This window comes from Mailhella massiliensis (genome assembly GCF_020741395.1).
Lineage (GTDB): Bacteria > Desulfobacterota > Desulfovibrionia > Desulfovibrionales > Desulfovibrionaceae > Mailhella > Mailhella massiliensis_A.
Genome location: NZ_DYZA01000016.1, coordinates 1 through 24,753, shown reverse-complemented (window position 1 = coordinate 24,753; position 24,753 = coordinate 1). Strand labels below are relative to the sequence as shown.

Genomic DNA, 24,753 nt, shown 5'->3' with positions numbered 1-24,753 from the left:
TCCAAGGAACCGGGCGAAGCGCTCCCTGCAGCCCACGCACGGAAGCTCTCTGTCCCGAATACGGTCACAGGCTTTTTTCTTACTACCCCATCCCAAGGAGGAACCTCGTGAAACGCTTTCTTGCAGCCATGTGTCTGGGCATGATGGCCTTTGCCACGCAGGCGGTCGCCGCGGAACCCGCCAAAATCCACATCGGCATCTGTACGGGCACAGTGTCGCAGTCGGAAGACGACCTGCGCGGAGCCGAAGCCCTCATCAAAAAATACGGCGATGTCGCAAACGGCGGCATGATCAAACACATCACCTACCCCGACAACTTCATGACGGAAATGGAAACTACCATTTCCCAGATCGTTTCCTTTGCGGACGACCCGGACATGAAGGCCGTCATCGTGAACCAGGGCATCCCCGGCACCACGGCCGCCTTCCAGCGCATCCGTGAAAAGCGCCCCGATATCATGCTCCTTGTGGGCGAAGCCCATGAAGACCCCAACGTCATTGAAAGCGCGGCCGACCTCGCCATCAATGCCGACAACATTTCCCGCGGCTACCTCATCATAGCCGCCGCCAAGAAGCTCGGCGTCACCGACTTCGTGCATATTTCCTTCCCCCGCCACATGAGCTACGAGCTGCTTTCCCGCCGCCGCAACATCATGGAAGCCGCCTGTAAGGAACTCGGCATCACCTTCCACTTCATGAGCGCTCCCGACCCCACCTCCGACGTAGGCGTGGCCGGCGCGCAGCAGTACATCCTGGAACAGGTTCCCCAGTGGCTCGACAAGCTCGGCCCGAAGACCGCCTTCTTCTGCACCAACGACGCCCACACCGAACCCCTGCTCAAGCGCCTCACCGAAGACAAGGGCGGCTACTTCATCGAAGCCGACCTGCCCTCCCCGCTCATGGGTTATCCCGGAGCTCTGGGTATTGACCTTGCCGACGTGTCCGGCGACTTCCCCGCCATTCTGAAGCGCGTGGAAGATACCGTCATAGCCAAGGGCGCAGGCGGCCGCATGGGCACCTGGACCTACTCCTACGGCTTCACCAACTCCCTCGGCCTCGGCGAACTCGCCATCAAGTACGCCAAGGAAGGCGTGACCGGCGGCCGCAGTTTCCGCCGTCACTTCAAGAAGGAAGACGTGTTCGCCGCGTACAACGCCGCGACCCCCGGCTCCACCTGGAGCGGCGGTTACTATGTGGATATCGCCACCGGCAAGGAAAAGAAGAATCACGTCCTCGTGTTTGAAGACCTGTACATCTTCGGCAAGGGCTACATGAACATGACCGAAGTGCCCGTGCCCGACCAGTTCAAGAAGATCAAGTAAGTTGTGCGAAAGAGGGAAGGCTCCGGCCTTCCCTCTGCCGTATGGAGCATCCCGCCTTTTCCCGCCGCATCCAGGTTTCGCGCATGCGGCACGGAAAAAGGAACCGTTTTTACCCGGCGGATGCGGAAAAAGAGGGATTCCCCGCCCCGAGGGCGCGCGTCTCCCGCGGAAAACGGCTTTTGCCGTTTTCCGCGTTTTATGCTATCTTATACCTGTGTTTTCCTGAAAAACGCTTCAAACAGCCTCCGCACCCCATATTCCCCTTCTTTCGCGGAGGCGCAGCCCTTTATTAAAGAGGTACCATGGGCGCAGAAGATCCATTGCTTCGCGTGGAAGGCGTCGGCAAGGCGTACTTTTCCAACCGGGTGCTGAAGAACGTCAATTTCACCTTGGGAAAGGGGCGTATTCTCGGCCTGGTAGGCGAAAACGGGGCGGGTAAGTCCACCCTCATGAATATTCTTTTCGGCATGCGCGTCATCCAGGAAACGGGCGGGTATGAAGGAAAAATCCTGATTGACGGAAAAGAGGTGCGCTTCCGCAGCCCCATGGACGCTCTCCGTGCGGGCATCGGCATGGTGCATCAGGAATTTTCCCTCATCCCCGGCTTCACGGTGGCGGAAAACATCGTGCTCAACCGAGAAACGCTCGTCTACAACCCCCTTGTGGAGGCCTTCGGCGACAGGCTCACCACCCTGGACCGCAAGGACATGGCCCGACGGGCGGATGAGGCCATAGCCAGGCTCAACATCGAGCTCGACAGCTCCACCCCCATCTCGGAACTTCCCGTGGGCTACAAGCAATTCACGGAAATCGCCCGGGAAATCGACAAGAAAGGCACGCGCCTTCTGGTGCTCGACGAACCCACCGCCGTGCTCACGGAAACCGAAGCGGACATTCTGCTTGATTCCATGCGCCGCCTGGCCTCGCAGGGCATTTCCATCATCTTCATTTCCCACCGCCTCCAGGAAGTCATGAGCGTGTGCGATGATATCGTCATCCTGCGCGACGGCGAGGTCGTGCTTCAGACCACGCCTTCCGAAACCAGCGTGCGGCAGATCGCAAGCGCCATGGTGGGCCGCAAGATAGAAAAAAGCGAGGGCGCGGACGAAGAGCGGGTCTTCTCCGGCGAAACAGCCATGGAGATAAGCCACTTGTGGGTGGACATGCCCGGCGAAACGGTGCGCGACGTCAGCCTCAGCGTGCGTGAAGGGGAAATCCTCGGCATAGGCGGCATGGCCGGGCAGGGCAAGCTCGGCATAGCCAACGGCATCATGGGCCTGCACCCCGCGGGCGGAAATGTGACGTTCCACGGGGAAAAGGTGGAACTCAACAACCCCTCCTCCCCTCTTTCTCTCGGTATTTCCGCCGTTTCCGAAGACAGGCGCGGCGTGGGTCTGCTGCTTGAGGAATCCATCGCCTGGAACATCGTCTTCACCTCCCTTCAGATGCAGGGGCGCTTTTTAAAACGCGTCGGTCCCCTGAAACTGCGCGACGAGGGCGCCATAGCCGAATGTGCCCGCACCTACATCCGCGACCTCGAAATCAAATGCACGGGCGAAAAGCAGCATGTGCAGGAGCTTTCCGGCGGCAATCAGCAGAAGGTATGCCTTGCCAAGGCCTTTGAGACAAGGCCGAGGCTTCTCTTCGTGGCGGAGCCGACGCGGGGCATCGACGTGGGCGCAAAAAAGGTGGTGCTCGACACCCTGAAGCGCTACAACCGCGAGCACGGCATGACCGTGGTGGTGATCTCCTCGGAACTTGAGGAACTGCGCTCCGTGTGCGACCGCATCGCAATCATCGACAAGGGCGCCGTGGCGGGCATACTGCCCGCGAGCACCCCGTCCGAAGCCTTCGGCTATCTGCTCATGGGCGCAGGCGCGGCCGAGGCGGAAAAGGCCGCGGCGGACAATTCCAACGCTACGGAGGCGGCACGCGCATGAACCGCATCAGAAAATTCATCGAAGAAGCGGGCTGGCCCAGAGTCCTCATCGCGGTCTTCCTGCTCATCCTTTTCATCGTATCCCCGTTTGTGGGCGTCCCCGTGGACGCCGCCTTCAGCGACACTCTCGTGCGCTTCGGCATGAACGGCGTGCTGGTGCTCGCCATGGTACCCATGGTGCAGTCCGGCTGCGGCCTGAACTTCGGTCTGCCCCTCGGCATCATCGCCGGGCTTCTCGGTGCTGTGACCAGCGTAGAGCTGGAAGCAAAGGCCATCCCGGGCGTGTTCACGGCCATGGCCATAGCCACACCCATCGCCGTCGTGCTCGGCTGGGGCTACGGGCTTCTGCTCAACAAGGTCAAGGGCGAGGAAATGATGATCGCCACCTATGTGGGCTTCTCCTCCGTGGCCTTCATGTGCATCATGTGGCTGGTGCTGCCCTACTCAAGCTCCAACATGGTCTGGGGCTATGCGGGCGAGGGCCTCAGGACCACAGTCTCCGTGGAGGAATTCTGGCAGAAGGCCATAAGCGACATAGGGGCCTTCCAGATAGGCGAGGCCTTCTATTTCCCCACCGGCATGTTCCTCTTCTTTCTCCTGCTCTGCGGGCTCATGTGGCTTTTCATGCGCACGCGCACGGGCACGGCCATGACTACCGTGGGGTCCAACCCTGAATACGCCCGCGCAAGCGGTGTGAACATCAACCGTATGCGCACCCTTTCCGTCATCATCTCCACATGGCTCGGAGCGCTCGGCATCATCGTGTACGAGCAGAGCTTCGGCTTCATACAGCTCTACATGGGGCCGTTCATGATGGCCTTCCCCGCCGTGGCCGCGCTGCTCATCGGCGGCGCATCGGTGAAAAAGGCCTCCATCGTCAATGTGATCGTGGGGACGTTCCTCTTCCAGGGCATCCTGACCATGACGCCCTCGGTCATCAACAGCATGTTGCAGACCGACATGTCGGAAGTCATACGCATCATCGTGTCCAACGGCATGATTCTCTACGCCCTGACCCGTGTGACAAAGGTGAGATCATGAAAAGCTCCTCCGGCGGCAATGCCGTCAAACTCTTCTGCGTCCGCAACGCCGTGCCCATCGTCTTTCTGCTGGTGAGCAGCGTCGGCATCTACTATTCCCAGTTCACGGCCGAATACCTGATTCAGGAAATGCTCACCCGCCTGGCCAGGAACTCCTTCCTTGTGCTCTCCCTGCTCATCCCCATCATGGCGGGCATGGGCCTCAACTTCGGCATGGTGCTCGGAGCCATGGCAGGGCAGATAGGGCTCATCTTCGTGAGCGACTGGAACATCGCAGGCCTCTACGGCATGACGCTCGCAGCCCTCATCGCCACCCCCCTCGCCATACTCTTCGGCTGGATGTGCGGCGTGGTGCTCAACAAGGCCCGGGGCCGGGAAATGGTCACCTCCTACATTCTCGGCTTCTTCATGAACGGCGTGTACCAGCTCGTGGTGCTCTACGGCTTCGGGAGCCTCGTGCCCATCCTGAACCCGGAACTCGTGCTCTCGCGCGGCTACGGCATACGCAACGTGACGAACCTCGACAATATCCGCGGCACCCTCGACAACGCCATTCCTCTCGATATCATGGGCATCCATGTGCCGCTCGCCACCTTCCTGCTCATCGGCCTCTTCTGCCTGTTCATCGTCTGGTTCCGCAGAACCAAACTCGGGCAGGACATGAGGGCCACGGGGCAGGATCTTGCCGTGGCCCATTCGGCGGGTATCCCGGTCATGCGTACGCGCATCATCTCCATCGTCATTTCCACCGTGCTCGCGGCCTACGGTCAGATCATCTTCCTGCAGAACGTGGGCACGCTGAACACCTACAACAGCCATGAACAGGCGGGCGTGTTCGCCATTGCCTCCCTTCTGGTGGGCGGGGCCACCGTGGCCCGGGCCTCCATCCTCAACGTGTTCACGGGCGTTCTGCTCTTCCACCTCATGTTCGTAGTTTCGCCCATGGCGGGCAAGTATCTGGTGGGCGACGCGCAGATAGGCGAATACTTCCGCGTCTTCGTCTGCTACGCCATCATTTCCCTTGCGCTGGTGCTGCACGCCTGGCGCCGCCATGCCGACAGGGAACGCGCCCGCGCCGCATTGCGCGGAAACGCCGGAGGCGCCGCATGAAAGAGCTTCCCAACCGCAGACACGGCATCATTAAGCGCGTTCTCGTGAACTGCGTCCTCGTAGCGCTGCTCATCGGCCTCGGCGTATGGTGCTTCGACCAGGGCAAAACCTACAAAGTCATTCTCGGCAACTACGCCTTCACCGGTCAGGACGGACAGGAGCACCCCGCCCTTGAAGCCGTGGAAGTATTCATCGACGGCAACGACCCCGTGTTCCTTCTGGAAGATGACAGCGGCACCGGCGACGCCACGGGCAGAAGGCATACCATGGTCATCGCCCTGCTCGATGAAAACGACAAACCCATGGAAAGCCGTACCGTCGAGTTCAGCATTGCGGAACTCGGCGAAAAGCTGGAACTCAACGTGGCCGAATACTGGCTGAAGGCAAAATAAACGCGCCTCACCGCATAAAGGGCGCTCCCCGGGCGTAACAGCCTGCGGAGCGCTTTTTTGCGCCCTCCCGCGCCTTCAGCACAGGAAGCCGCGCATGTTTCTTCCCCACACCGTGCCCTGCAAGGCACGGCTTTTTGCCGCTTCCACACTGCCTCATGTGCGCACGTCCTGCACATAAAAAACGCCGCTCTCAAAAGGAGGGCGGCGTTTTCCGGCAGAAGTATGCGAGGAAGGCTACTCTTCGCTGCGGCCCAGCAAAGCGCGGGCGAAGTCGTGCGCATCGAAGGGGCGCAGGTCTTCCATCTTTTCCCCAAGGCCGATGAAGGTGATGGGCAGCTCGAACTGGCTGGCCACGGCAAGGGCCACGCCGCCCTTGGCCGTACCGTCGAGCTTGGTCAGGATGATCTCATTCACCCCACTGGTATCCTTGAACATTTTTGTCTGTTGCAGGGCGTTCTGGCCGGTGGTCGCGTCTATGACTAAAATGGTGCGGTGCGGCGCGCCGGGGTGCTTTCTCTCCACCACCATGCGTATCTTGTGCAGCTCGTCCATAAGGTTCGACTTGGTATGCAGGCGGCCCGCCGTATCGATGAACACCACATCGTACCCACCCTTCAGAGCCTTGTCCATGGCTTCAAAGGCTACGGCGGCAGGGTCTGCCCCCATGCCCTTGGCATGGAAATCCGCGCCGACGCGCCGGGCCCATTCTTCCAGCTGTTCCACGGCGGCGGCACGGAAGGTATCCGCCGCGGCAATGAGCACCTTCTTGCCCTGCATGCGGGCGCGATAGGCCAGCTTGGCGATAGTGGTGGTTTTGCCCACGCCGTTCACCCCCACCATGAGTATGACTTCCGGCGGATTCACGGCTGAGATGCGGCGGGGAGCCTTGAATATGGCCTCCACCTCCTCTTCCAGAAGGGGCATGAGGCCGTCGGGCGTGCTCACGCCCTCTTCGCGGGCGCGCTCCTTCAGGCGCTTCACCAGCGCAAGGGAAGGCTCGGCCCCCATGTCGGCCATGATGAAAAGCTCTTCCATTTCTTCCCAGAACGCCGCATCCAGCGCGGAATGGCCGGATATGAGCGCGGCCAGTCCCTGGCCGAAGCGGGCGCGGGTGCGCTCAAGGCCGCTTTGCAGCTTGGCGAAAAGGCGGTCGCGCTCGTCTTCCTCATCCTCCATGTCCAGGGCAAGGGCGAGGCGATACTGGAGTTCGGAACGGAAGTCCTCCAGCCAATGATATTCCATGCGCTCCAGCCAGTTCCGAAAATCGTCCAGGAAAAGGCGGGCTTCTTCTTCAGGAGTTTCCAGCGCGCGCAGCAGGAAGGAAAGGCGGCTCCACAGAAGCGCTCCCTCTTCCTCCACGCCCTCGAGTACCACACCGAGCCATGCGGAAAGCTTCGGCTCCGCCTGACGCAGGGCAAGGGCAAGGGCCTCTTCCTCCGGCGAGCGGGCAAAGGGCACGGAAGCTGCGGCAGATCCGGCCTTCTCCTCCGGGGAGCCTGCGGCGGGGGCATTTGCTTCCGGCAGGGAAGACGCTTCGCCTGCGGGGGCGGAAAACGGTACTTCCTTCTCCTGCGGGGCAGCCGTCTCTTTTTCAGCCTCCTGCTTCTCAGGGGCGGACTCGGGCAGAAGTTCTTCCCGTTCTGCGGGGACTTCGGCCCCCTCTTCCGCTTCTTCAACCGTTTCGACCCCGGGCGCCTCTTCAGCCTCCGGCGCTTCCGCTGCGGGGGCACTCTGTCCACTTTCCGCCTCTTCAGGGGCGGAAACGGGCTCTTCAGGCTCAGCCTCAGCCGGGGCTTCCGTTGCATTCTCGTTCTGCCCGGCGGCTTCTTCCTTCGGGCGCTCCGGCGCTTTTTCCTGCTTTATCTCTTCCGCAGCCTGCGAGCCGCCGGAAAAGAACTTTTTAACTGCGGAGAAAAATCCCATGCTTACCTCTGGCTGTTAGGGATGACGTATGACTTTGACGGTATCGCCCACCTTGACGCGGGTGGACTGATCCATGCCGTTGAGCGCCAGAAGTTCCATAGGCTTCATATTGAACTTGCGGGAAATGCTCCACAGAGTTTCGCCGTTCTGCACGCAGTAGTTTTCTGCAACCGTGCTCTTGCGCGCAGCCTTGGCCGGGGCTTTTTTCCCGGACTGCGCACGGTCAGGCGCGGCGGCCACGGCCGTCCCCTTGCCGGAAGGGATATTCAGCTTCTGCCCGGGAGAAAGGCTGTCGAGCCTGTCCGCTCCGCCGTTGGCCTCGCAAAGCTCCTGGAAGGTGATGCCGTACTTGCGGGAAATGGCATAGGCAGTTTCCCCGCTCTTCACCGTGTGCGAAGCCATGCGCGAGACGACGCGCTTTGCCGGGACGGCCTTGGCCGCGGCAGGAGCGGAAAGCCGTATGACCTGGCCCACGCGCAGCGTACCGAGCTTGTCCGCGCCGCCGTTGGCGGCGTAAAGATCGCCGAGTTCCATGTCGTACTTTCTGGCAATGGCGGAAAGGGTATCGCCGCTCTGCACTTTGTAGGTGGCGGGCAGAGCGCTCTTTCCGCGAAGCTCCGCAAGGGCGCTCTTGACGTAGTCGCTCTTCGCCGGGCTCCTGCGGGAAGAGGCCGACGCTATGGCCGTATCCCTCACCGGGGCAGAAGGCTGCACGGCCGGCAGGTTCTTTCCGCCGGAAGGCAGGCGGAGGCGCTGCCCTCTCTTGAGCTTACCGGGATTGAGCTGTTTGATGACGGAAGCGGGAATCCCGGTGCGGGAACTCACCCTGGCCAGGGAATCGCCCTTCGCCACCGTGTAATAGCGCCAGCCCGCGCCGGAAAGCCTGCCCGCAAGGAGCGCTCTTGCCTGCGATTCCTTGTTCTTCGGCACATAGATGGAGCAGGAGCGCCCGGCCGGGGAAATGGAGCGCAGCACATGCGGGTTGTAGGCGAGAAATTCCTTCCAGTCCATGTTGAGGCGGCGGCTCAGTTCCACAAGGTCGGTGGCGGGTTTTGCCGTGAGCTTTGCCACAGGGACCAGCACGGGGTGGTCGGCATCCGGCGCAGCGGGCTGAAGCCCAAGCGTGTCGGCATTGCGCATGATCTTGGATATGGCGAGGAAACGCGGAACGTAGAGCATAGTTTCCTCGCGCAGCTGGAGATTATAGTCCAACCTGTCGTTTTTCTGAATGATCTCGTGGAGCTTATCCGCGCCTGCGGCTTCCTTGGCGCGGCCTATCTTGCCTTCGCCACCGTTGTAGGAGGCCACGGCGAGCTGCCAGTCGTGGAAGATATCGTACAGGCGGGCGAGATAGCTTGCCGCCGCTTCCGTGGAACGATAGGGATCCCTGCGCTCATCCATCCACCAGTCCTGCCGGAGCCCGTAGGCCTTGCCTGTGGAAGAAATGAACTGCCACATGCCCACGGCGTTGGAGCGGGACACGGCCACGGGGTTGTAGCCGCTTTCCAGATAGGCCAAATAGGCCAGATCTTCCGGAAGCCCACGGGAACGGAAGACGCTCTTCGTGTAGTTCAGGTAAGGGATGCTGTTGCGAAGGAAATTCTCCATGGTCCCGCGCCGCTCACGGGAATACTTGAGGAAGTGATAGCGCACCTGCCGTTCCATGACAGGAGAAAGATTTCTGTCCAGCTTCGCGGTGCTCGCATAGGCCTTCTTCTCCGCCGGGGTAAGGGAGGAAAGGGAGCCTAAATCTATGGCTTCCTCCCTGGCTTCGGCGGAAAGAAGCTCGGGGCTTTCCACCTTCTGCTGATTCGCGCAACCGGAAAGTATGACCAGCGCCGCCATTCCCATGAGGGGAAGGCGGCACCATTTGCCGATGTTCATATCTTTACTCCATTGTTGTGGACTTGCATCTCGAACAAAAGCAGGATACCAGCCATAGAGAAAGGCCAAGGATACCGTGAAAAGCGCAGGGATTCAATCCGCAATCACCGGCCCGACGCGGTTTTTTAAACGCCATGCCATGGAAATAATGCATCATGATGAAAAACGACAGCGACAGGGAAAATTTTCTGCCGGGCATGAAGCCTGTACTGGAACTTCTGGAACGCGAACCGGAACGGGTAGATATGGTCTATGTGCGCAAAGGGCGCGCAGGAGAGGAAAGCTCCCGCCTGCTTGATTTGTGCCGCGACTACGGCGTGCGCTTTTCCCTGGTGAACGATGAAACCCTCATGCGCATGGCAGGCAGGGTCGGACATCAGGGCGTGATCGCCCGCCTGCGTGAGGCCTCCTTCATGCCGTGGGAAAGCTTTCTGGAGCATGCGGCCCAGGCGCCCCTTCCGCTCATGGTGGCCCTCGATCAGGTGCAGGACCCGGGCAATGTGGGCACGCTGGCCCGCACGCTTTTCGCCATGGGCGGAGCCGGACTCATCCTCCCAAAGCACAACAGCGCCTTCCTCGGCCCCGGAGCACGCCGCTCCGCCGCAGGCGCGTTGGAGCGCCTGCCCGTCACGCAGGTAGTCAACCTTTCCCGCGCGGTGGAAGAGGCGCGTGAAGCGGGTTTCGTCACCTGCGCGGCCCAGAAAGTGGAGGAGAGCCTGAACCCGCTTACGGAAAAACTGCCCCTCCCGGCCCTGCTCGTGCTCGGAAACGAAGACAAAGGCGTAAGGCCCGGAGTGCTCAAGCATTGCGAGTACAGCCTTTGTATCCCCTTCCGCCGCGACTTCGATTCCCTCAACGTAGCTCAGGCCGGAGCCATACTTATCGCCTGCTTCGCTCGCTCGCTGGAAATCTGAGCTACTCCCCCCCGGGGGGATACGGAATACGGGAGATCATGCCGGAGAAGGCGCCGATTTCCCCGTGGAGAGAAAAACTTGCGACACCATGAAAAAGGCTCCGGGGACGACCTCGGAGCCTTGGTATCTTTAATATTATGGCCGAGATAAAGCCTAGGCCTTCACAGGCCTCGGGCCGAAAATATCCGTGCCTACGCGGATCATGGTGGAACCTTCCTCTATGGCCTGCCGGTAGTCGCCGGACATGCCCATGGAAAGCTCCGGCAAAGAAAGGCCGGTCTTTTGGGAAAGCTCGTCGCGCAGTTGCCTGAGCGCCGCAAAGTACGGACGCGCCTCCTCCCCTTCTCCGCAGCGGGGCGGTAGGCACATGAGACCGCGCAGGCGCAGCCCCGGCCCTTCGGAAGAGACAAGCCCGCCTTTGAGAAGTTCCTCGCAGAGCGCTTCCGCGCCGGAGGGCGCCACCCCGGATTTCTGCGGCTCTTCCCCTATGTTTATCTGCAAAAGTACGTCCTGCGTCTCCCCTTCGGGCAGACGGCGCAAAAGCGCGCGGGCAAGGTCTGCGCGATCGAGAGTGTGCAGCAGAAAAAACCGGCCCGCCACCTCTTTGGCCTTGTTGGTCTGCACCGGGCCTATGGCATGCCAGCGTATGCCGAGCCCATCCAGCTCCGCCTGCTTGGCGCGGGCCTCCTGCACATAGTTCTCGCCGAAATCGAGCTGCCCCAGGCGGCAGAGCTCGGCGATATCCGACGCGGGGTGAAACTTCGATACCGCCACAAGGCGCACGCTTCCCGCCTCACGGCCTGCGCGGCGCACGGCCTCCGCCATGCCGTCCAGCACACCTCTCCACCTCTCTTCCAGCAGACTCATGCCAGCCTCCCGCCCCGGAACGGGGCGCTTCATGATTCAAAAAAGCGCACGTGCCCTCCGAAAGCGCGACCCGGAGACTCCCCGCGCGGCAGGGCGCGAAAACACGCTATTCGTCTTCCAGCCCGAGGTCGTGCAGAAGCTCGGTATCCTCGGCCCAGTTGTCCTTGACCTTGACGAAGAGCTGCAGATGCACCTTGCCGCCGATGAGCTTCTGAATATCGCGTCGGGCATCGGTGCCGATTTCCTTGATGGTGGCCCCGGCACGGCCTATGACCATGGCCTTGTGCGAGGGGCGCTGCACGAAAATGACGGCATGGATGATGGTAAGGTCGCGCTCGGGATCCTCCTCCCACGATTCGATATCCACGGCCGTGGTGTAGGGCACTTCCTGGCGCAGGCGCTCGAACACCTTCTCACGCACGATTTCCGCAGCGAGAAAACGCGTGGGCGCGGTGGAAAGCTGGTCTTCCGGGAATTGGGAGGCGCCTTCGGGCATCATGCCCGCAATGATTTTCTTGAGCTCGTCCAGACCGTCCTTGGTGAGGGCGGACATGGGGAATACCTCGGCTTTGGGGAAATATTCCTGAAGCTTCACCAGAAGCGGCAGCATGCGCGACTTGTCGTGGAAAAGATCCACCTTGTTCACCACCACGAGAAGCGGGCGCTCATCGTCCGCAAGCGCGTCGCGAAGCGACTGTATGTCACGCTCCAGAAATTCCGGGCGGCGCAGATAAAGGTCGGCATCGAGCACCAGCATCACCGCATGCGCGGCGGCCATGCTCTGCCACGCGGCCTGGCTCATCATCTTGCTGAGATGGCCGCGCTGCTGCTGGCGGGAATGGTTCACACCGGGCGTGTCCATGAAAATAACCTGCGCGCCCGGTTCGGACATGATGCCCACCACGCGGCTGCGCGTGGTCTGGGGCTTGGAAGTCACGATGCTTATCTTCTGCCCCAGAAGGGCGTTAAGCAGCGTGGACTTGCCCGCGTTGGGCGGCCCCATGAGCGCCACCCATCCGCAACGGTGTTCATTCTGTATTTTTGCCATGTTGTCTCCAGATATGCTGTTGGCGCGAAAGCCCGCGCGCCCTTGTATGACGAAAAGGATTGTTCAGATTGAACCACAGGGGGGAAAACGTCAAGCTTCCGTCTTGTCCCCGCCCAGGGCGCACGCGGCGAGAAAGCCGCAAAAATCATCCATCTCCGGGCCGTGGTCGAAGCCCAGGATATGTCCCATGCCGTGGGCGAGAAGCCTGACGGCGTGGACGGCCGCCTCCTGCCCGTACAGCACACATTCGCGCTCCAGCGTGTCCGCACTGAGAAAAAGCGTGCCCACACCCCCTTCATCTTCAGGGAAACTCAGGATGTTCGTGGGCCCCGAGCAGCCCAGATTGCGCAGATTCACAGCAGAAATAGCCCCGTCCGAAGCCACGATGAGCCGCACGGAGAGTTCTTCCGGCCGCATGCCTCCCGTGTCTTCGTGAGCGCGGGGGCCGTGCTCCTGTCCGGGCAGCATACCGGCCTCGAAGGCGGCCTCGTGCATGGCGAAAAGCCATGAACGCCACTCGCTCCGGCAAAAACGGCAGGGGGCGCGCATCTCTACATGGAGCGCCTTCATGAGCCCTTCCCTTCGACCTTCACACCTTCCCCGCCCTTCCCGGCTTCTTCCCGCGCGCTGCCGGACGCAGATTCCTCTTTCTCCCCGCCTGAAGCGCCTTCCACGCCCTTCGCCTCTGCGGCTTCCTTGGTTTTTTCCTCTCCCGCCCTGCCGGGTGTGCCGATCACCCATTCCATTTTGAGCTCCTCGGCTTCTTCCTTCCTGCCTTCTTCCGCCTTCTGACGGGTCTTGTGCTGCTCGGTTTTTTCCTCAGGATAGGCGATGCGCTGATGAAAAAGGCCGGTGATGATGCGCACGAAGCTGTCGATGAGCTTGTTGAGGTCGCGGAAGGTGAGATCCGATTCGTCGAGCTGCCCCTCGGCGTACACACCCTTCACGATTTTGGTGACGTGCGCCCGGATGCGCGCCGGGGTGGGATCCACCAGCGTGCGGCTTGAAGCCTCCACGGAGTCGGCCAGCATGACAATGGCCGCTTCTTTGCTCTGCGGCCTCGGGCCGGGATAGGAGTAGTCCTGAAGGCGCGGGTTCTCACCCATCTGCAGGGCCTTGTTGTAGAAGAACATGGCCCCGCGCGTGCCGTGATGCTGCACAATGATATCGGTGATCTCGCGGCCCAGGTGATATTCCTCGGCAAGCTCCGCCCCCTGCTTGACGTGGGAGAAGAGAATAAGCGCGCTCATGGCGGGGGAAAGCCTGTCGTGAGGGTTGGGCCCGCCGAACTGGTTCTCCACAAAGTATTCCGGCCGGGAAATCTTGCCTATGTCATGGTAGAGCGCGCCCACCTTGCACAGAAGGCTGTTGGCCCCTATGGCGGCCGCCCCGGCTTCCACAAGGTTGGAGACCACAAGGGAGTGATGATAGGTGCCGGGCACCGTCATCATAAGTTCCTGAAGCAGGGGGTGCTCCAAATTCATGAGCTCCATCATGCGGAAGCGCGTAGTGTAACCCATGAGCATTTCCAACACGGGGCTCAGGGCGAAAAGCAGGAAAAGAGAACTTATGGCGTTGCAGAAAAGCGCCGCCAGGAGCACGGGCAGCTGCGCCCATTCAAGGTGAATGAACAGAGCCGCGCCAAGGCCCGTCATGAGCATCCACAAAAGCAGGGGCAGGCTCCCCCATACCACGTCCTGCCTGTTCTGCGCGCGGAGCACCAGCCAGGTATTGGTCATGGACGACATGAAATAGAAGAAAAAGAGCGCTATGTCGCCGCGGAAAATGACGGTAGCGAAGAAGGAGAGCATGAGCCCCACGGTACAGTAGCGCCGCGCGGCGAAAATGAGCGCCGCAAGCCCCGTGCCGCCCGCCACCGGGAAGGCGAAGGCCAGAATATGGGCGATGGGCGTGGAGGCCACGGCCACCAGAAGATACATAGTGCACCATGAGGCCAGGGAAAACACCACAAGAAGCAGAGCGATGAGGTTCTGGTCCTTGGTGCGCAGCACCGTGCCCTTGTTGCCGCTCGGCGTGATGAAGAGCCCGAGCAGAAGGAAAAAGCCCAGAATGAGGCAGCCGCAGAACACATGCCAATCCACCACGTCGGGGGCGGAACGGAACAGCGCCTGCAACTTGATCTGCTGCTCATGAGTCACCATGTCGCCCGCACGCACCAGCACTTCCCCGGTCTGCACCTTGTAGAACACGGGCTCCACGGCGGCGAGCATTTCCTCATTGCGCTGGTTCGTCACTTCCTGATTCACGGCCAGCGTGGGCACCACCATAAGGGGCATGACTTCCTGAAGCACTACTTTCGCTCGGGCGTTGAGCTTTTCCTCCCCGCGCAGCTTGCGCCCAAGCGCCACCTTGAACATGCGTATATCCTTCAGGCCCCCGGCCTGGGTACGGAGCACTTCCGTGCCGCTGTCGAGGTCACGCACCACGGCCGCATTGTCGGTATTGGAAAGCTGGCGCATGTCGGCAATGACTCCGTTGGACAGGGCGGATTCCATCCACGGAATAAGAGTGTTCAGGAGGTATTCCTGCACATAGGAGGCGGCAAGCAGGCGGAAGGCGGAAGAGGAAACATCGGAAAGGTGCCTTTCGTTGAAGGCCCGACGGACCTTTTCCAGGCCCTCGTCGTCCAGGCCGCGCCTGTTGATTTCATCGAGCAGACCGAGGCTCTCCTGCCGGAAGCGCTCTATGCCCTTCTTGTCTATATCGAACACCATGGGCTGGAGCGCAAGCGCCCTGTCGCGCCGCTGCTGCGTAGCCTGCGGGTCTTCCACGAGAAGATCCCTGTCGGAAACTACGTCGTGGGCCGCGATTTCCCCGGCGGGATAGACCACGCGCGCCGTGCGCCCGGGCTGCACCGCACAGAGCAGGGAAACCAGTATCAGGGCCAGGGCCAGGGAAAACAGGCCCCAGTCGTGATGATGATGCAGGAACATGGAGCGGGAATGCCCCAGAAGCTGGGAAACACTGACAGGAGAGATCTTCCTAGTTTTTTTCATACCGGTCGTAGGCTTCCACGATACGGCCCACCAGAGGATGGCGAACCACGTCGGAGCTGTGGAAATGGTGGACGGCCACGCCGCGCACGCCGTCGAGCACACGCAGGGCGTGCACGAGGCCGGAACGGGTTTCCCCTTCCTTTTCGCCCTCGCGCAGAAAAGCCCGGTTCACGGGAGGCAGGTCGATCTGCGTCACGTCACCGGTGATCACGGCGCGGGAACCGAACCCCATGCGGGTGAGAAACATCTTCATCTGTTCGCGCGTGGTGTTCTGCGCCTCGTCGAGAATGAGGAAGGCGTCGTTCAGGGTGCGGCCGCGCATAAAGGCGAGGGGCGCGACCTCAATGACGCCCGACTCCTGCTTCTGGGCAAAGCCCTGCGGGCCGAGCATGTCGCTCAGGGCATCGTAGAGGGGGCGCAGGTAGGGATTGACCTTGTCTTCCATGTCGCCGGGCAGAAAGCCCAGCCGTTCCCCGGCTTCCACGGCGGGCCGCGTGAGCACGATTTTCTTCACGCGCTTGGCGGACAGCATGGAAACGGCCATGGCTACGGCAAGGTAGGTTTTCCCCGTGCCTGCGGGCCCGGTGGCGAACACAAGCTCGCTTTTGCGCAAAAGCTCCATATACTGCCGCTGCGCCGTGTTGCGGGCAAGGATGCTCTTTCTCGGTGAAACAATGACGCTCGCCTCGCGGAACATTTTACTTATGTCGGCGTGGCGGTTGCGTAAAAGTTCCTCATAGCCCTGAAGCAGGTCTTCCCCGCGCAGGGTATGGCCGCTTCGCAGAAGCCCGTAGCCCTGGGTGAAGAGATTGAGCAGAAGCTCGCGCTGTTCCGGACGCGGGTCGCTTACGGTAAGTTCCGTACCCCGTGTCTGCAAATCCGCGCCCGAGGCGTCGGCAATGAGTTCCAGGTGGGCGTTCAGGGGGCCGAAAAGCTGACTGGCCAGAGAGGCGTCGTCAAAGGCCAGCGTTTCCGCAACGGACGATTTCACACGCATATCCTTTTTTCCGTGAGTCCGCGCCATTGCGCGGCACAGCCTTTCTCCTTACGCCAAAACGGGCAAAGAGTCCATAAGCCCCTGCGCGGGAAGCGGGTGGCGCGCGTGAGCCGGAGTCCCGCCCCATATACCCGGGTCGCCGCAAAGCGCCTCTTCCGGCGTTTTCTCCGGGAAAAAGATGCCGTTGAAAAAAGTGCGGCAAAAAAATTGCGCACTTTTCCGTGAAAATTCCTGAAAACAATGACTAACTCTCTGAAGTAATGGAAATTAATGCTTATCCGGTAATAAGGGTAATTTTTCTTTCCCCCCTTGTCATAACAAAAAAGCGGCTTTACACTGGCCCCACTCTCTTCGGATGAGTTTTTTCACAACCCCATAGATCCGCCTTTTACCAAGGCCGGAGGTAAGGTTTTTCCATGTCTTTTCCCGCGCTGCATATCGGTGATCTCATCGCCCGCACGCCCATAGTCCAGGGCGGCATGGGCGTCGGCATATCTCTTTCCCGCCTGGCTTCGGCCGTGGCAAACGAAGGCGGTATCGGCGTCATCGCCGGAGCCATGGTCGGCATGCGCGAGCCCGACGTGGCCTCCAACCCCATCGAAGCCAACGTCCGCGCCCTGCGCCGTGAAATCGAAAAGGCCCGCGCCGCCACCACGGGCATCATCGGCGTGAACATCATGGTGGCGCTCACCACCTTTGCGGAGATGGTGAAGGCCTCCATCGAATCCCATGCCGACGTGATCTTCTCCGGCGCGGGCCTGCCCATGGACCTGCCCAAAATCTTCCAGGAAACCTGCGAAGCGAAGAAGGAAGAATTCCGTACCAAGCTTGTGCCCATCGTATCCTCCGGCCGCGCCGCCACGCTCATCGCCAAGAAATGGATGAGCAGAACCGGCCTTCTGCCCGACGCCTTCGTACTGGAAGGCCCCAAGGCGGGCGGGCATCTCGGCTTTGCCGAGGAACATATCTTCGATGAAAACTTCGCCCTGGAAAAGCTGGTCTCCGGAGTGACGGACGCCGCGAAGGCCCTGGAGGACAAAGCCGGGCGCGCCATTCCCGTCATCACGGGCGGCGGCGTGTTCAGCGGGGCGGATATCGCGAAGATGCTCTCCCTCGGCGCTTCCGGCGTGCAAATGGCCACGCGCTTCGTGGCCACGGAAGAATGTGACGCGGACATACGCTTCAAGGAAGCCTATGTGAACGCAAAGGAAGAGGATGTGACCATCATCCACAGCCCCGTGGGCATGCCCGGCCGCGCGCTGGACAATGATTTCATCCGCGCCGCACGCGAAGGCAGGAAAAAGCCCTTCAAGTGCGTGTTCCACTGCATCAAGACCTGCGACCCCTCCACCACGCCCTACTGCATCTCCTCCGCCCTCATCAACGCCATGAAAGGCAATCTCGACAAGGGCTTCGTGTTCTGCGGCTCCAACGTCGGCCGCGTGAAGGGCATCGTTTCCGTGCATGAGCTGGTGGAAACCCTGCGTCGGGAATACGAGGAATACATGAACGGCGCGAAAGCACAGCCCGCCGCAGTCTGATATTCCGGCGCTCCGGCCCCGCCTCCCTCTCTCCCGGGCGCGGGCACAGGCGCGCCGTGATCCTCCTGAGTGGGAAACGCCGCCTTCACGGGCGGCGTTTTCTTTCCGCCGCCCGACAATCCCCCCCCGGGGACTATCAGGCAAGAAAAAGAAAGGATCGTGCCTACCAGTCCCCCGCCGTCCCGGCTATCACAGGCATAAGGGAGGGGCGCTCATGCCCCGTCCAAAATCCGCCAAAGGACGGAGCATGAAACGGCGCGACTTTCTCAAAACCACGCTCTCGGCAACGGGCTCGCTCCTTGCCGCCCTGCCCCTTTCCCGTGCCCGGGCGGGCGAAAACTCTCAGGGAGGAAGCATGAACATACTGGTACTTACCGGAAGCCCGAGAAAAAACGGCAATTCCGCCATACTGGCCGACCATTTCATCCAGGGCGCGGAAGAGGCCGGGCACAAGGTGGCGCGATTCGACGCGGCATTTCGCAACGTGCACCCGTGCACGGCCTGCAACAGCTGCGGCATGAACGGCCCCTGCGTCTTCCGGGACGATTTTTCCTTTGTGCGGGAACATATACTCCGTGCGGACGTTGTGGCCTTCGCCACTCCCATGTACTATTTCGGCATCTCCGCGCAGCTCAAGGCCGTCATAGACCGCTTTTACGCTATAAGCTCCCTGCTCCATACGCCGAAGAAGGCCGTGCTCCTCATGAGCTACGCCAACCATTCCGCCCGGGATGAAAGCCCCATACTTACCCATTACGAAGTGCTCCTGGAATACCTCGGCTGGACGGACGCGGGGCGCGTCGTCGCCCCCGGCGCATGGCCCGCCGGGGCCGTGGAACGCACAAGCTTCCCCGCGCAGGCCTACGCCCTCGGCAAAAGCCTGTAGCGCTTTTCTGCGACATGCGGCATAAAAGGGCGGGCCGCTCTCCGATCCGCCCAGACTTTCCCGCCGAAAAGAGCGGGACACGGCCAGGTAAAAAAGGAAGAATCCGTGAAACGAAGGACCTTTCTCGGCGCCGCAGCCGCAACCATCGCCCTCGGGGCAGGGGGCGGCGCGGCCTTTCTCAGGCAGGAAAAATTCGGCGCTCTGCCCGAAGGCGAAGCGCTTTCGCGCATCAAGGCTTCCCCCAATTATGTCGACGGGGAGTTCCGTAATCTCATCCCCCGGCCCGTCCTGAGTGACGGAAGCACTCTGCCGGGTACCTTTTTCCGCTTTCTCCTGAAAAAGCGCGACCCTTCGGTGCAGCCCCATGCCGTCCCTTCTCAACGGCCGGACTTTCGCGCGCTTGAACATGCCGGGGATACTCTCGTCTGGCTGGGACATTCCTCCTTCTTTCTTCACCTCGGCGGAAAACGCCTGCTCATCGACCCGGTGCTCGGCAGCCACGCCTCACCCGTATCCTTCAGCGTGCGGGCCTTTCCCGGATCCACCCCCTGCTCCGCGCGCGACCTTCCCCCCGTCGACTGCCTGCTCATCTCCCACGACCACTGGGACCATCTGGACTATCCCACCGTCATGGCTCTCAAAGAGCGCATCGGCCTTGTAGTCTGCGGACTGGGCACAGGAGCGCATTTTCTGCGCTGGGGGTTCGACAAAGCGCGCATACACGAAGCGGACTGGGGCGAGGTGCTGAACATCGGCGACAAGCTCCGCATCCACGTCACCACGGCAAGCCATTATTCCGGCCGGGGGCTCACGCGCAATCAGGCGCTCTGGACGGGCTTTCTGCTGGAAACGCCCGTGCGCAAGGTGTTCTTCAGCGGCGACGGCGGCTACGGCCCTCACTTTGCCGACATGGGCAGGCACTTCCACGGCATTGATCTCGCCCTGCTGGACTCGGGTCAGTACAACGAAAGCTGGAAATACATCCACATGACGCCGGAAGAGGCCGTGCAGGCGGCCATAGATCTTGGCGCAAGGCATCTTCTGCCCGCGCATACGGGCAAATTTCCCCTAGCCTATCACCCCTGGGACGAGCCCTTCCGCCGCGCCGTGAAGGCGGCGGAAAAAACGCCCCTCCGACTCGTGACGCCCCTTATCGGTCAGGCTGTGAGTCTGGAACAGACGCTTCCCTATTTTCCCCGCTGGTGGGAAACGCCGCGCGAAGCCTGAGCGCAAACCGTTTACGCCGCCCCGGGGAAAAGCCCTTCCCTCAGGAAGGGCTTTTCGTTCTCATTGCCCTGCGCCTTGCTTCAAACGCCGATCTGCCCTGCCGCAACTACCTTGCGTTGTACTGCGCGTCCGTCACTTCTTCCAGCCATTCCACCACGTTGCCGGGTTCCTTCTCCTCGCAGATGGAAATATGCGTCATGGCGCTGTTCGGGGAAGCACCGTGCCAGTGCTTGACCCCCACGGGGCAGAGCACCACGTCGCCGGGACGGATTTCCTGCACGGGTTTGCCCCATTCCTGCGTGAGTCCCACGCCGGAAATGACGATGAGCGCCTGCCCCACGGGATGAATATGCCAGTGGGAACGCGCTCCCGGCTCGAAGGTGACGCTGCCTCCGCTGGAGCGCATATCGCCGTTGGAGGGATAGAGCGGGTCGATACGTACACTGCCGGTGAAATACTGCGCCGAGCCTTTTAACGCGGCCTGTTCCCCGTTGCGTATGATGGTCTGCGCCCTGCCTGTTTCCGACGCGGGAGCCTGCCCGGGAAAAGCGGCGGTGGCGGCAAGAAGTACAAACAGCATGCCCGTCACGGTGTTTTTCATGGGTATTCCTCCACATTTGTATGTCTATAAAAAACATATAGCCGTGCCGGACCGTATAAAACAGATGGAATACTCTTTGATTCTTGCCTTGTTCTCTTTTTTCATGCTCTCGCAGTACGAAAGACGCCGCCCGTACCTCAAAGATACGGACGGCGTTCTTATGCCGCAGGCAGGGAATATTCCCCGCCCGCACAAGAGCCTTCCGCCGCCACGGGCGGAAGGCGGGCCCTTGCGGGCCCTGCGCTACGGCCTCAGATAAGCGAAGCCCTCACGCTGCAATTTCACGATTTCCACCACGCCCGCAGGCACGACCTCACAGCCTTCCCAAAGCTCGGACACCGGCACATTGAAGGCCTTTATGGCGTTGTTGCACAGCCTTATGGAAAGGCCTTCGGCCATGAGCTTCCTGCCGCGCTCGGCAAGGTCGGCATTTTCCCGGGTGAAAAGCTGAATCGCCGGGCCGTTGGCCACCATGACGACGGAAAAATCCTCGCCCGGAAGGCCCGCCTTGTAGTTCGCCACATTGTTGAAGGCGAGGTTCAGGCGGCCCTTGTCGTTGTCGTCCACATGGATGATGAGGTCGTAATACATGGGCTTCTCCCTGCTTTACTTGCGAAGGTCGGAATACCAGCCCGCGGCCTGGCGGAGCAGGCGCATGCTGCGCTCGGCCATGGCGAAAGGCTCGTTCATATAGCCGTCGAGCAGAAGCGTGCTGTCGAAAAGGCTGTTCACCATATCCTTGAAGGTATCGTCCTCACCGCTCTTACAGATGCGCATGAGGGCGCGCACCAGGGCGTGGTCGGGGTTGAGCTCAAGGATTTTCTGCGGGATGCCGTCGCTCTTCTGCATGACACGCATGAGCTTTTCCATGGAGGAGCTCACACCGTCGGGCGAGACAAGGCAGGCCGCGCCGTCGATGGGCCTTGTCGTTGCGCGCACGTCCTTCACCTGGTCGCCCAGGATGGACTTCACCGCAGCGATGAGGGCGTCGAGTTCCGGCTTTTCCTCCTCGGAAAGAGGCTCGGGCTTAGGTTCCGCGTTCTCCACGTCGGGGTAGGCGTCCAGCGCGCCCGCTTCGGCAAGCTCCACGGACTTGAAGGGATGCTTCTGGTACTCCATGATCGCTTCCAGCGCGAATTCATCCACAGGATCGGTGAGGAAGAGCACTTCCACGCCCTTGCGGCGGAACTGACCGAGATGCGGATTCACCTTTGCCGCTTCCATGGAGGAGGATGCCACATACCAGATTTCCTTCTGGTCGGGCTTCATGCGGGAAATATAGTCGTCGAGACTCGTGAGCTTATCTTCCTGCGCCGTGGAGTAGTAGCGCAGAAGAGGCGCCACGCGGTCGCGGTACTGGAAACTGTCGAAGCCGAACTTGATATACCTGCCGTGCAGCTTCCACATCTCTTCATACTTTTCCGGCTCGCTTTTCGCCATACGCTCGAAGTGGGTAAGCAGCTGGCGGGTGATGGTCTGGGAGATTTTCCGCAGCACCACGTTTTCCTGAAGCGTCTCGCGGGAAATGTTGAGGGGCAGGTCTTCCGTATCCACCACACCCTTCATGAAGGCGAAGTAATGGGGCAGAAGTTCCTTGTTGTGGCGCTCGATGAGCACGCGGCGCACATAGAGGTCGGGGCCCCATTCGTCCTTGCGCTCGTCAAATACGTCCACCGCGCTGCCCGGTATGTAGAGCAGGCAGTTGAACTGCACGGGGGCATCCACGGAAAAGTGTATGACGTCCAGAGGTTCCTTCTGGTCGTAGGTGAGGAACTTGTAGAACTCGTTGTATTGTTCCCTGGTGATGGAGAACTTCGGCTCCCTCCACAGGGCTGCCGTGGTATTGATGCGCTTGCCGTCGAGCTCTATGGCGAAGGGCAGGAAGTTGGAATGTTTGCGGATCACGCCTTCAAGGCGGTAGCTTTCTTCGTATTCGTGAGCTTCGTCCCTGAGGAAGATCTTCACGCTGGTGCCGCGCTTCACGCCTTCGGCTTCCGCGCCTTCCAGCGCGCGCAGCGTAAAGCTCCCCGTGCCTTCGGAAGACCAGACATGGGGCGTACCGTCGCCTGCGGCGGGCACGGAGGTGACTTCCACCTTCTTCGCCACCATGAACACGGAATAAAAACCTATGCCGAAACGGCCGATGATCTGGGCCGCGTCACCGGGCTTCGTGTCGTCGTGCTCGACAATGGCTTCCTCGCCGTCGGCCGGGGCGGCCTCGTCCTTCTTTTCTTCTCCGTCGGAGGGGGCTTCGGCGGCCTTTTCCGCCTCCCTCGCGCGCAGGAACTGCTCGGAACCGGAATGGGCGATGGTGCCGAGATTTTCCACCATTTCCTGTTCCGTCATGCCTATGCCGGTATCGGCAACGGTGAGGACATGATTTTCCTTGTCCACGCTGATGCGGATTTCCAGCGGCAGTTCAGGGTCGCGCACTTCGCCGCCCGTGCTCTGAAGGAAGCGCACCTTCTCCAGCGCGTCGGAAGCGTTGGAGAGAAGCTCGCGGAGGAAAATCTCGTGATTGGTGTACAAGGAATGGGTGAGAATGTTGAGCAGTTTACACGTTTCCGCGCGAAACTGATGCGTGCTTTCCGCCATCTGTGGCCTCCTGATATGTTTCCGTCAGCCGGAGAACGTCCGGCCCGGGGATCATTGAAGAAAGGGCCCGTTTCCCGGGCCCAACTGTCACATAAGGCGCAGCACGCCAAAGTCAAGGGGAAAAGGAAAAAGAAGGCCTCATCAGTTCGCCATGCCCTTTTCCTTTCCGCACAGGAGATGAAAAGCCGGAGGAAATCCCCCGGCCCGGTATCGCAAAGACGCCCCGCGCGGAAGCATGCCCTGCGCGCGGGGCAGACAGATTAAAATGGCCTCTCCATGGTGGAGCCGAGCACTACGCTCAGAAGACGCGGCGACACGCCGGCTCTATCCCAGGCATAGGGAACGAGCGAATCCGCGTCGATATCGCCGTTTTTCCCGAAGCGGGCGGAAAAAGCCGTGTCGGCCCTGTGCACGAAGGCGCGGAGCTCGGCATCATCCACGATAGGGCAGCCTTCCGAGGCCAGCGGCTCGCGGTACTCCACCAGAAGCTTTCCCGCGCCGTTATCCACAATCCACACATACTGGCTCACCAGCACTCCCGCCGTCCAGCCCGCACCCTTTTCGGCAAAGGCCGGCATCCACGGATCAAGATGCACAGGGCGGACAAAGACGCGCTGCGTCACGCTGCCGGGCCTGTCCGAACCGCAGGAATACAGCACGGGCAGAAAGTCCAGATTAGTCGCCAGAATGCCCGGATGCCAGTAGAGGGAACCCGCGTCGGCCAGTGCCACGGCGAGCTGGGCGTTTTCCCCGGCGCTCAGGCAGTACCATACCGTACCCGCCGCACCGCCGGAGAAAGAACTGTCCGTAGAAAGGGACACCGTCATCTTGCCCTGCGCCACCACGGCAAGCTCCGGCGAGGCCTTTACAGCCACCGTGGGCCGGGCCGTGGATTCGAAAGACGCCTCAGGCCCGGCCCCCCTCAGGACCGACCATTGCGCCATAGCCGTGCAGGGCAGAGAAAAAGCCAGAAATGCCAGCAGAAAAAGCGTGTGTCTCATCATGCGCCTCCGTGTTTTCCGCCCCGGCTCATCCGGAGCAGAAGGCAAGCCTAGCAGAAGGCGTAGGAAAAAGAAGACGGAGGAAAGCCTGAAACCATGAGTAATCATGCCTGATTGCAGAAAATAACCCCCGCCCTGCACGAATGGCCCGCGCCTTCTCCCTATCTCCCCCCCCCGGAGCTCTCCCCTCCCCCATGGGGCGGCCCCGGCAGGAGTGAAAAGCTCCCGCAAGGCATGCCCCCTCTCCGAGCCCCTCCCTTCACAGGACTGCCGCACGATTTCAGACCGCACCTTCCTTTTTCCGGCGCAACAGTTCTATAAAGGGGCCCCACCGGCATAGCCGGTGGTTCCTCTTATGCGCCTGTAAGGCTTTCTTACCAGCCGCGCCCTAGCAGGCGCATGTACGGTCTGACATCTGCATTTCTGTTACCGGCGGCCCGTAAACGGGC

At 61.0% G+C, this 24,753-nt stretch carries 20 protein-coding genes; 9 read left to right on the top strand and 11 right to left on the bottom strand.

What is annotated here, in order from left to right:
• Positions 1 to 107 precede the first annotated feature (107 nt).
• From K8W16_RS00780 to K8W16_RS00760, 5 genes are all read left to right on the top strand, one after another.
• Entirely contained in the window at positions 108 to 1,322 is a 1,215-nt protein-coding gene (locus tag K8W16_RS00780) for a DUF3798 domain-containing protein (protein ID WP_304120311.1), read from the top strand.
• A 302-nt stretch (positions 1,323 to 1,624) separates the two neighbouring features.
• On the top strand, positions 1,625 to 3,262 hold the full coding sequence (locus K8W16_RS00775) for a sugar ABC transporter ATP-binding protein (RefSeq protein ID WP_304120309.1): 1,638 nt from the start codon (positions 1,625 to 1,627) through the stop codon (positions 3,260 to 3,262).
• On the top strand, positions 3,259 to 4,302 hold the full coding sequence (locus tag K8W16_RS00770; RefSeq protein ID WP_304120308.1) for a hypothetical protein: 1,044 nt from the start codon (positions 3,259 to 3,261) through the stop codon (positions 4,300 to 4,302). The genes K8W16_RS00775 and K8W16_RS00770 overlap by 4 nt, the downstream gene beginning before the upstream one ends.
• Positions 4,299 to 5,411, top strand: a complete 1,113-nt coding sequence (locus K8W16_RS00765) for an ABC transporter permease (protein ID WP_304120306.1) — start codon at positions 4,299 to 4,301, stop codon at positions 5,409 to 5,411. Before K8W16_RS00770 ends, K8W16_RS00765 begins: the two co-directional genes overlap by 4 nt.
• Complete coding sequence (locus tag K8W16_RS00760) at positions 5,408 to 5,803, top strand: DUF6672 family protein (RefSeq protein ID WP_304120305.1); 396 nt, start codon at positions 5,408 to 5,410, stop codon at positions 5,801 to 5,803. The genes K8W16_RS00765 and K8W16_RS00760 overlap by 4 nt, the downstream gene beginning before the upstream one ends.
• A gap of 234 nt (positions 5,804 to 6,037) precedes the next feature.
• Here the strand turns inward: K8W16_RS00760 and ftsY are convergent, their stop codons facing one another.
• Together ftsY and K8W16_RS00750 are read right to left on the bottom strand one after the other, a co-directional pair.
• A complete protein-coding gene (ftsY, locus tag K8W16_RS00755; RefSeq protein WP_304120303.1) occupies positions 6,038 to 7,726 on the bottom strand; it encodes a signal recognition particle-docking protein FtsY in 1,689 nt (562 codons plus the stop codon).
• 15 nt (positions 7,727 to 7,741) lie between these two features.
• Positions 7,742 to 9,610 (bottom strand): LysM peptidoglycan-binding domain-containing protein, encoded by a 1,869-nt coding sequence (locus K8W16_RS00750; protein ID WP_304120301.1) that lies wholly within the window; start codon positions 9,608 to 9,610, stop codon positions 7,742 to 7,744.
• Positions 9,611 to 9,765: 155 nt separating this feature from the next.
• Here K8W16_RS00750 and K8W16_RS00745 point away from each other — a divergent pair, with 155 nt between their 5' ends.
• Positions 9,766 to 10,524: a TrmH family RNA methyltransferase gene (locus K8W16_RS00745; protein ID WP_369694446.1), complete on the top strand. Its 759-nt coding sequence runs from the start codon at positions 9,766 to 9,768 to the stop codon at positions 10,522 to 10,524.
• 153 nt (positions 10,525 to 10,677) lie between these two features.
• Here the strand turns inward: K8W16_RS00745 and K8W16_RS00740 are convergent, their stop codons facing one another.
• The 5 genes from K8W16_RS00740 to K8W16_RS00720 all read right to left on the bottom strand — a co-directional run bounded on the left by K8W16_RS00740 (position 10,678) and on the right by K8W16_RS00720 (position 16,453).
• On the bottom strand, positions 10,678 to 11,391 hold the full coding sequence (locus tag K8W16_RS00740; protein ID WP_304120299.1) for a YggS family pyridoxal phosphate-dependent enzyme: 714 nt from the start codon (positions 11,389 to 11,391) through the stop codon (positions 10,678 to 10,680).
• A gap of 106 nt (positions 11,392 to 11,497) precedes the next feature.
• Positions 11,498 to 12,439, bottom strand: a complete 942-nt coding sequence (gene era, locus K8W16_RS00735; RefSeq protein WP_304120297.1) for a GTPase Era — start codon at positions 12,437 to 12,439, stop codon at positions 11,498 to 11,500.
• 90 nt (positions 12,440 to 12,529) lie between these two features.
• Positions 12,530 to 13,009 (bottom strand): rRNA maturation RNase YbeY, encoded by a 480-nt coding sequence (gene ybeY / locus K8W16_RS00730; RefSeq protein ID WP_304120295.1) that lies wholly within the window; start codon positions 13,007 to 13,009, stop codon positions 12,530 to 12,532.
• Complete coding sequence (locus K8W16_RS00725) at positions 13,006 to 15,456, bottom strand: HD family phosphohydrolase (protein ID WP_304120293.1); 2,451 nt, start codon at positions 15,454 to 15,456, stop codon at positions 13,006 to 13,008. The genes ybeY and K8W16_RS00725 overlap by 4 nt, the downstream gene beginning before the upstream one ends.
• Positions 15,443 to 16,453, bottom strand: a complete 1,011-nt coding sequence (locus K8W16_RS00720; protein WP_304120291.1) for a PhoH family protein — start codon at positions 16,451 to 16,453, stop codon at positions 15,443 to 15,445. The genes K8W16_RS00725 and K8W16_RS00720 overlap by 14 nt, the downstream gene beginning before the upstream one ends.
• A 416-nt stretch (positions 16,454 to 16,869) precedes the next feature.
• On the opposite strand from K8W16_RS00720, the gene K8W16_RS00715 reads away from it, so the two are divergent.
• The 3 genes from K8W16_RS00715 (at position 16,870) to K8W16_RS00705 (ending at position 20,107) form a co-directional block, all read left to right on the top strand.
• On the top strand, positions 16,870 to 17,994 hold the full coding sequence (locus K8W16_RS00715) for a nitronate monooxygenase family protein (RefSeq protein WP_304120288.1): 1,125 nt from the start codon (positions 16,870 to 16,872) through the stop codon (positions 17,992 to 17,994).
• Between the two features lie 247 nt (positions 17,995 to 18,241).
• A complete protein-coding gene (locus K8W16_RS00710; RefSeq protein WP_304120285.1) occupies positions 18,242 to 18,880 on the top strand; it encodes a flavodoxin family protein in 639 nt (212 codons plus the stop codon).
• A 105-nt stretch (positions 18,881 to 18,985) separates the two neighbouring features.
• Complete coding sequence (locus K8W16_RS00705; protein WP_304120283.1) at positions 18,986 to 20,107, top strand: MBL fold metallo-hydrolase; 1,122 nt, start codon at positions 18,986 to 18,988, stop codon at positions 20,105 to 20,107.
• Positions 20,108 to 20,213: 106 nt separating this feature from the next.
• Here the strand turns inward: K8W16_RS00705 and K8W16_RS00700 are convergent, their stop codons facing one another.
• The 4 genes from K8W16_RS00700 to K8W16_RS00685 all read right to left on the bottom strand — a co-directional run bounded on the left by K8W16_RS00700 (position 20,214) and on the right by K8W16_RS00685 (position 24,307).
• On the bottom strand, positions 20,214 to 20,708 hold the full coding sequence (locus K8W16_RS00700) for a cupin domain-containing protein (protein ID WP_304120282.1): 495 nt from the start codon (positions 20,706 to 20,708) through the stop codon (positions 20,214 to 20,216).
• A 243-nt stretch (positions 20,709 to 20,951) separates the two neighbouring features.
• On the bottom strand, positions 20,952 to 21,299 hold the full coding sequence (locus K8W16_RS00695) for a DsrE family protein (protein WP_304120281.1): 348 nt from the start codon (positions 21,297 to 21,299) through the stop codon (positions 20,952 to 20,954).
• 15 nt (positions 21,300 to 21,314) lie between these two features.
• The gene (gene htpG / locus K8W16_RS00690) at positions 21,315 to 23,303 is read right to left on the bottom strand and encodes a molecular chaperone HtpG (protein WP_304120279.1); all 1,989 of its coding nucleotides are present in this window, start codon (positions 23,301 to 23,303) and stop codon (positions 21,315 to 21,317) included.
• A 260-nt stretch (positions 23,304 to 23,563) separates the two neighbouring features.
• Positions 23,564 to 24,307, bottom strand: coding sequence for a DUF4851 domain-containing protein (locus K8W16_RS00685; protein ID WP_304120278.1), 744 nt, complete (start codon positions 24,305 to 24,307; stop codon positions 23,564 to 23,566).
• Positions 24,308 to 24,753 lie beyond the last annotated feature (446 nt).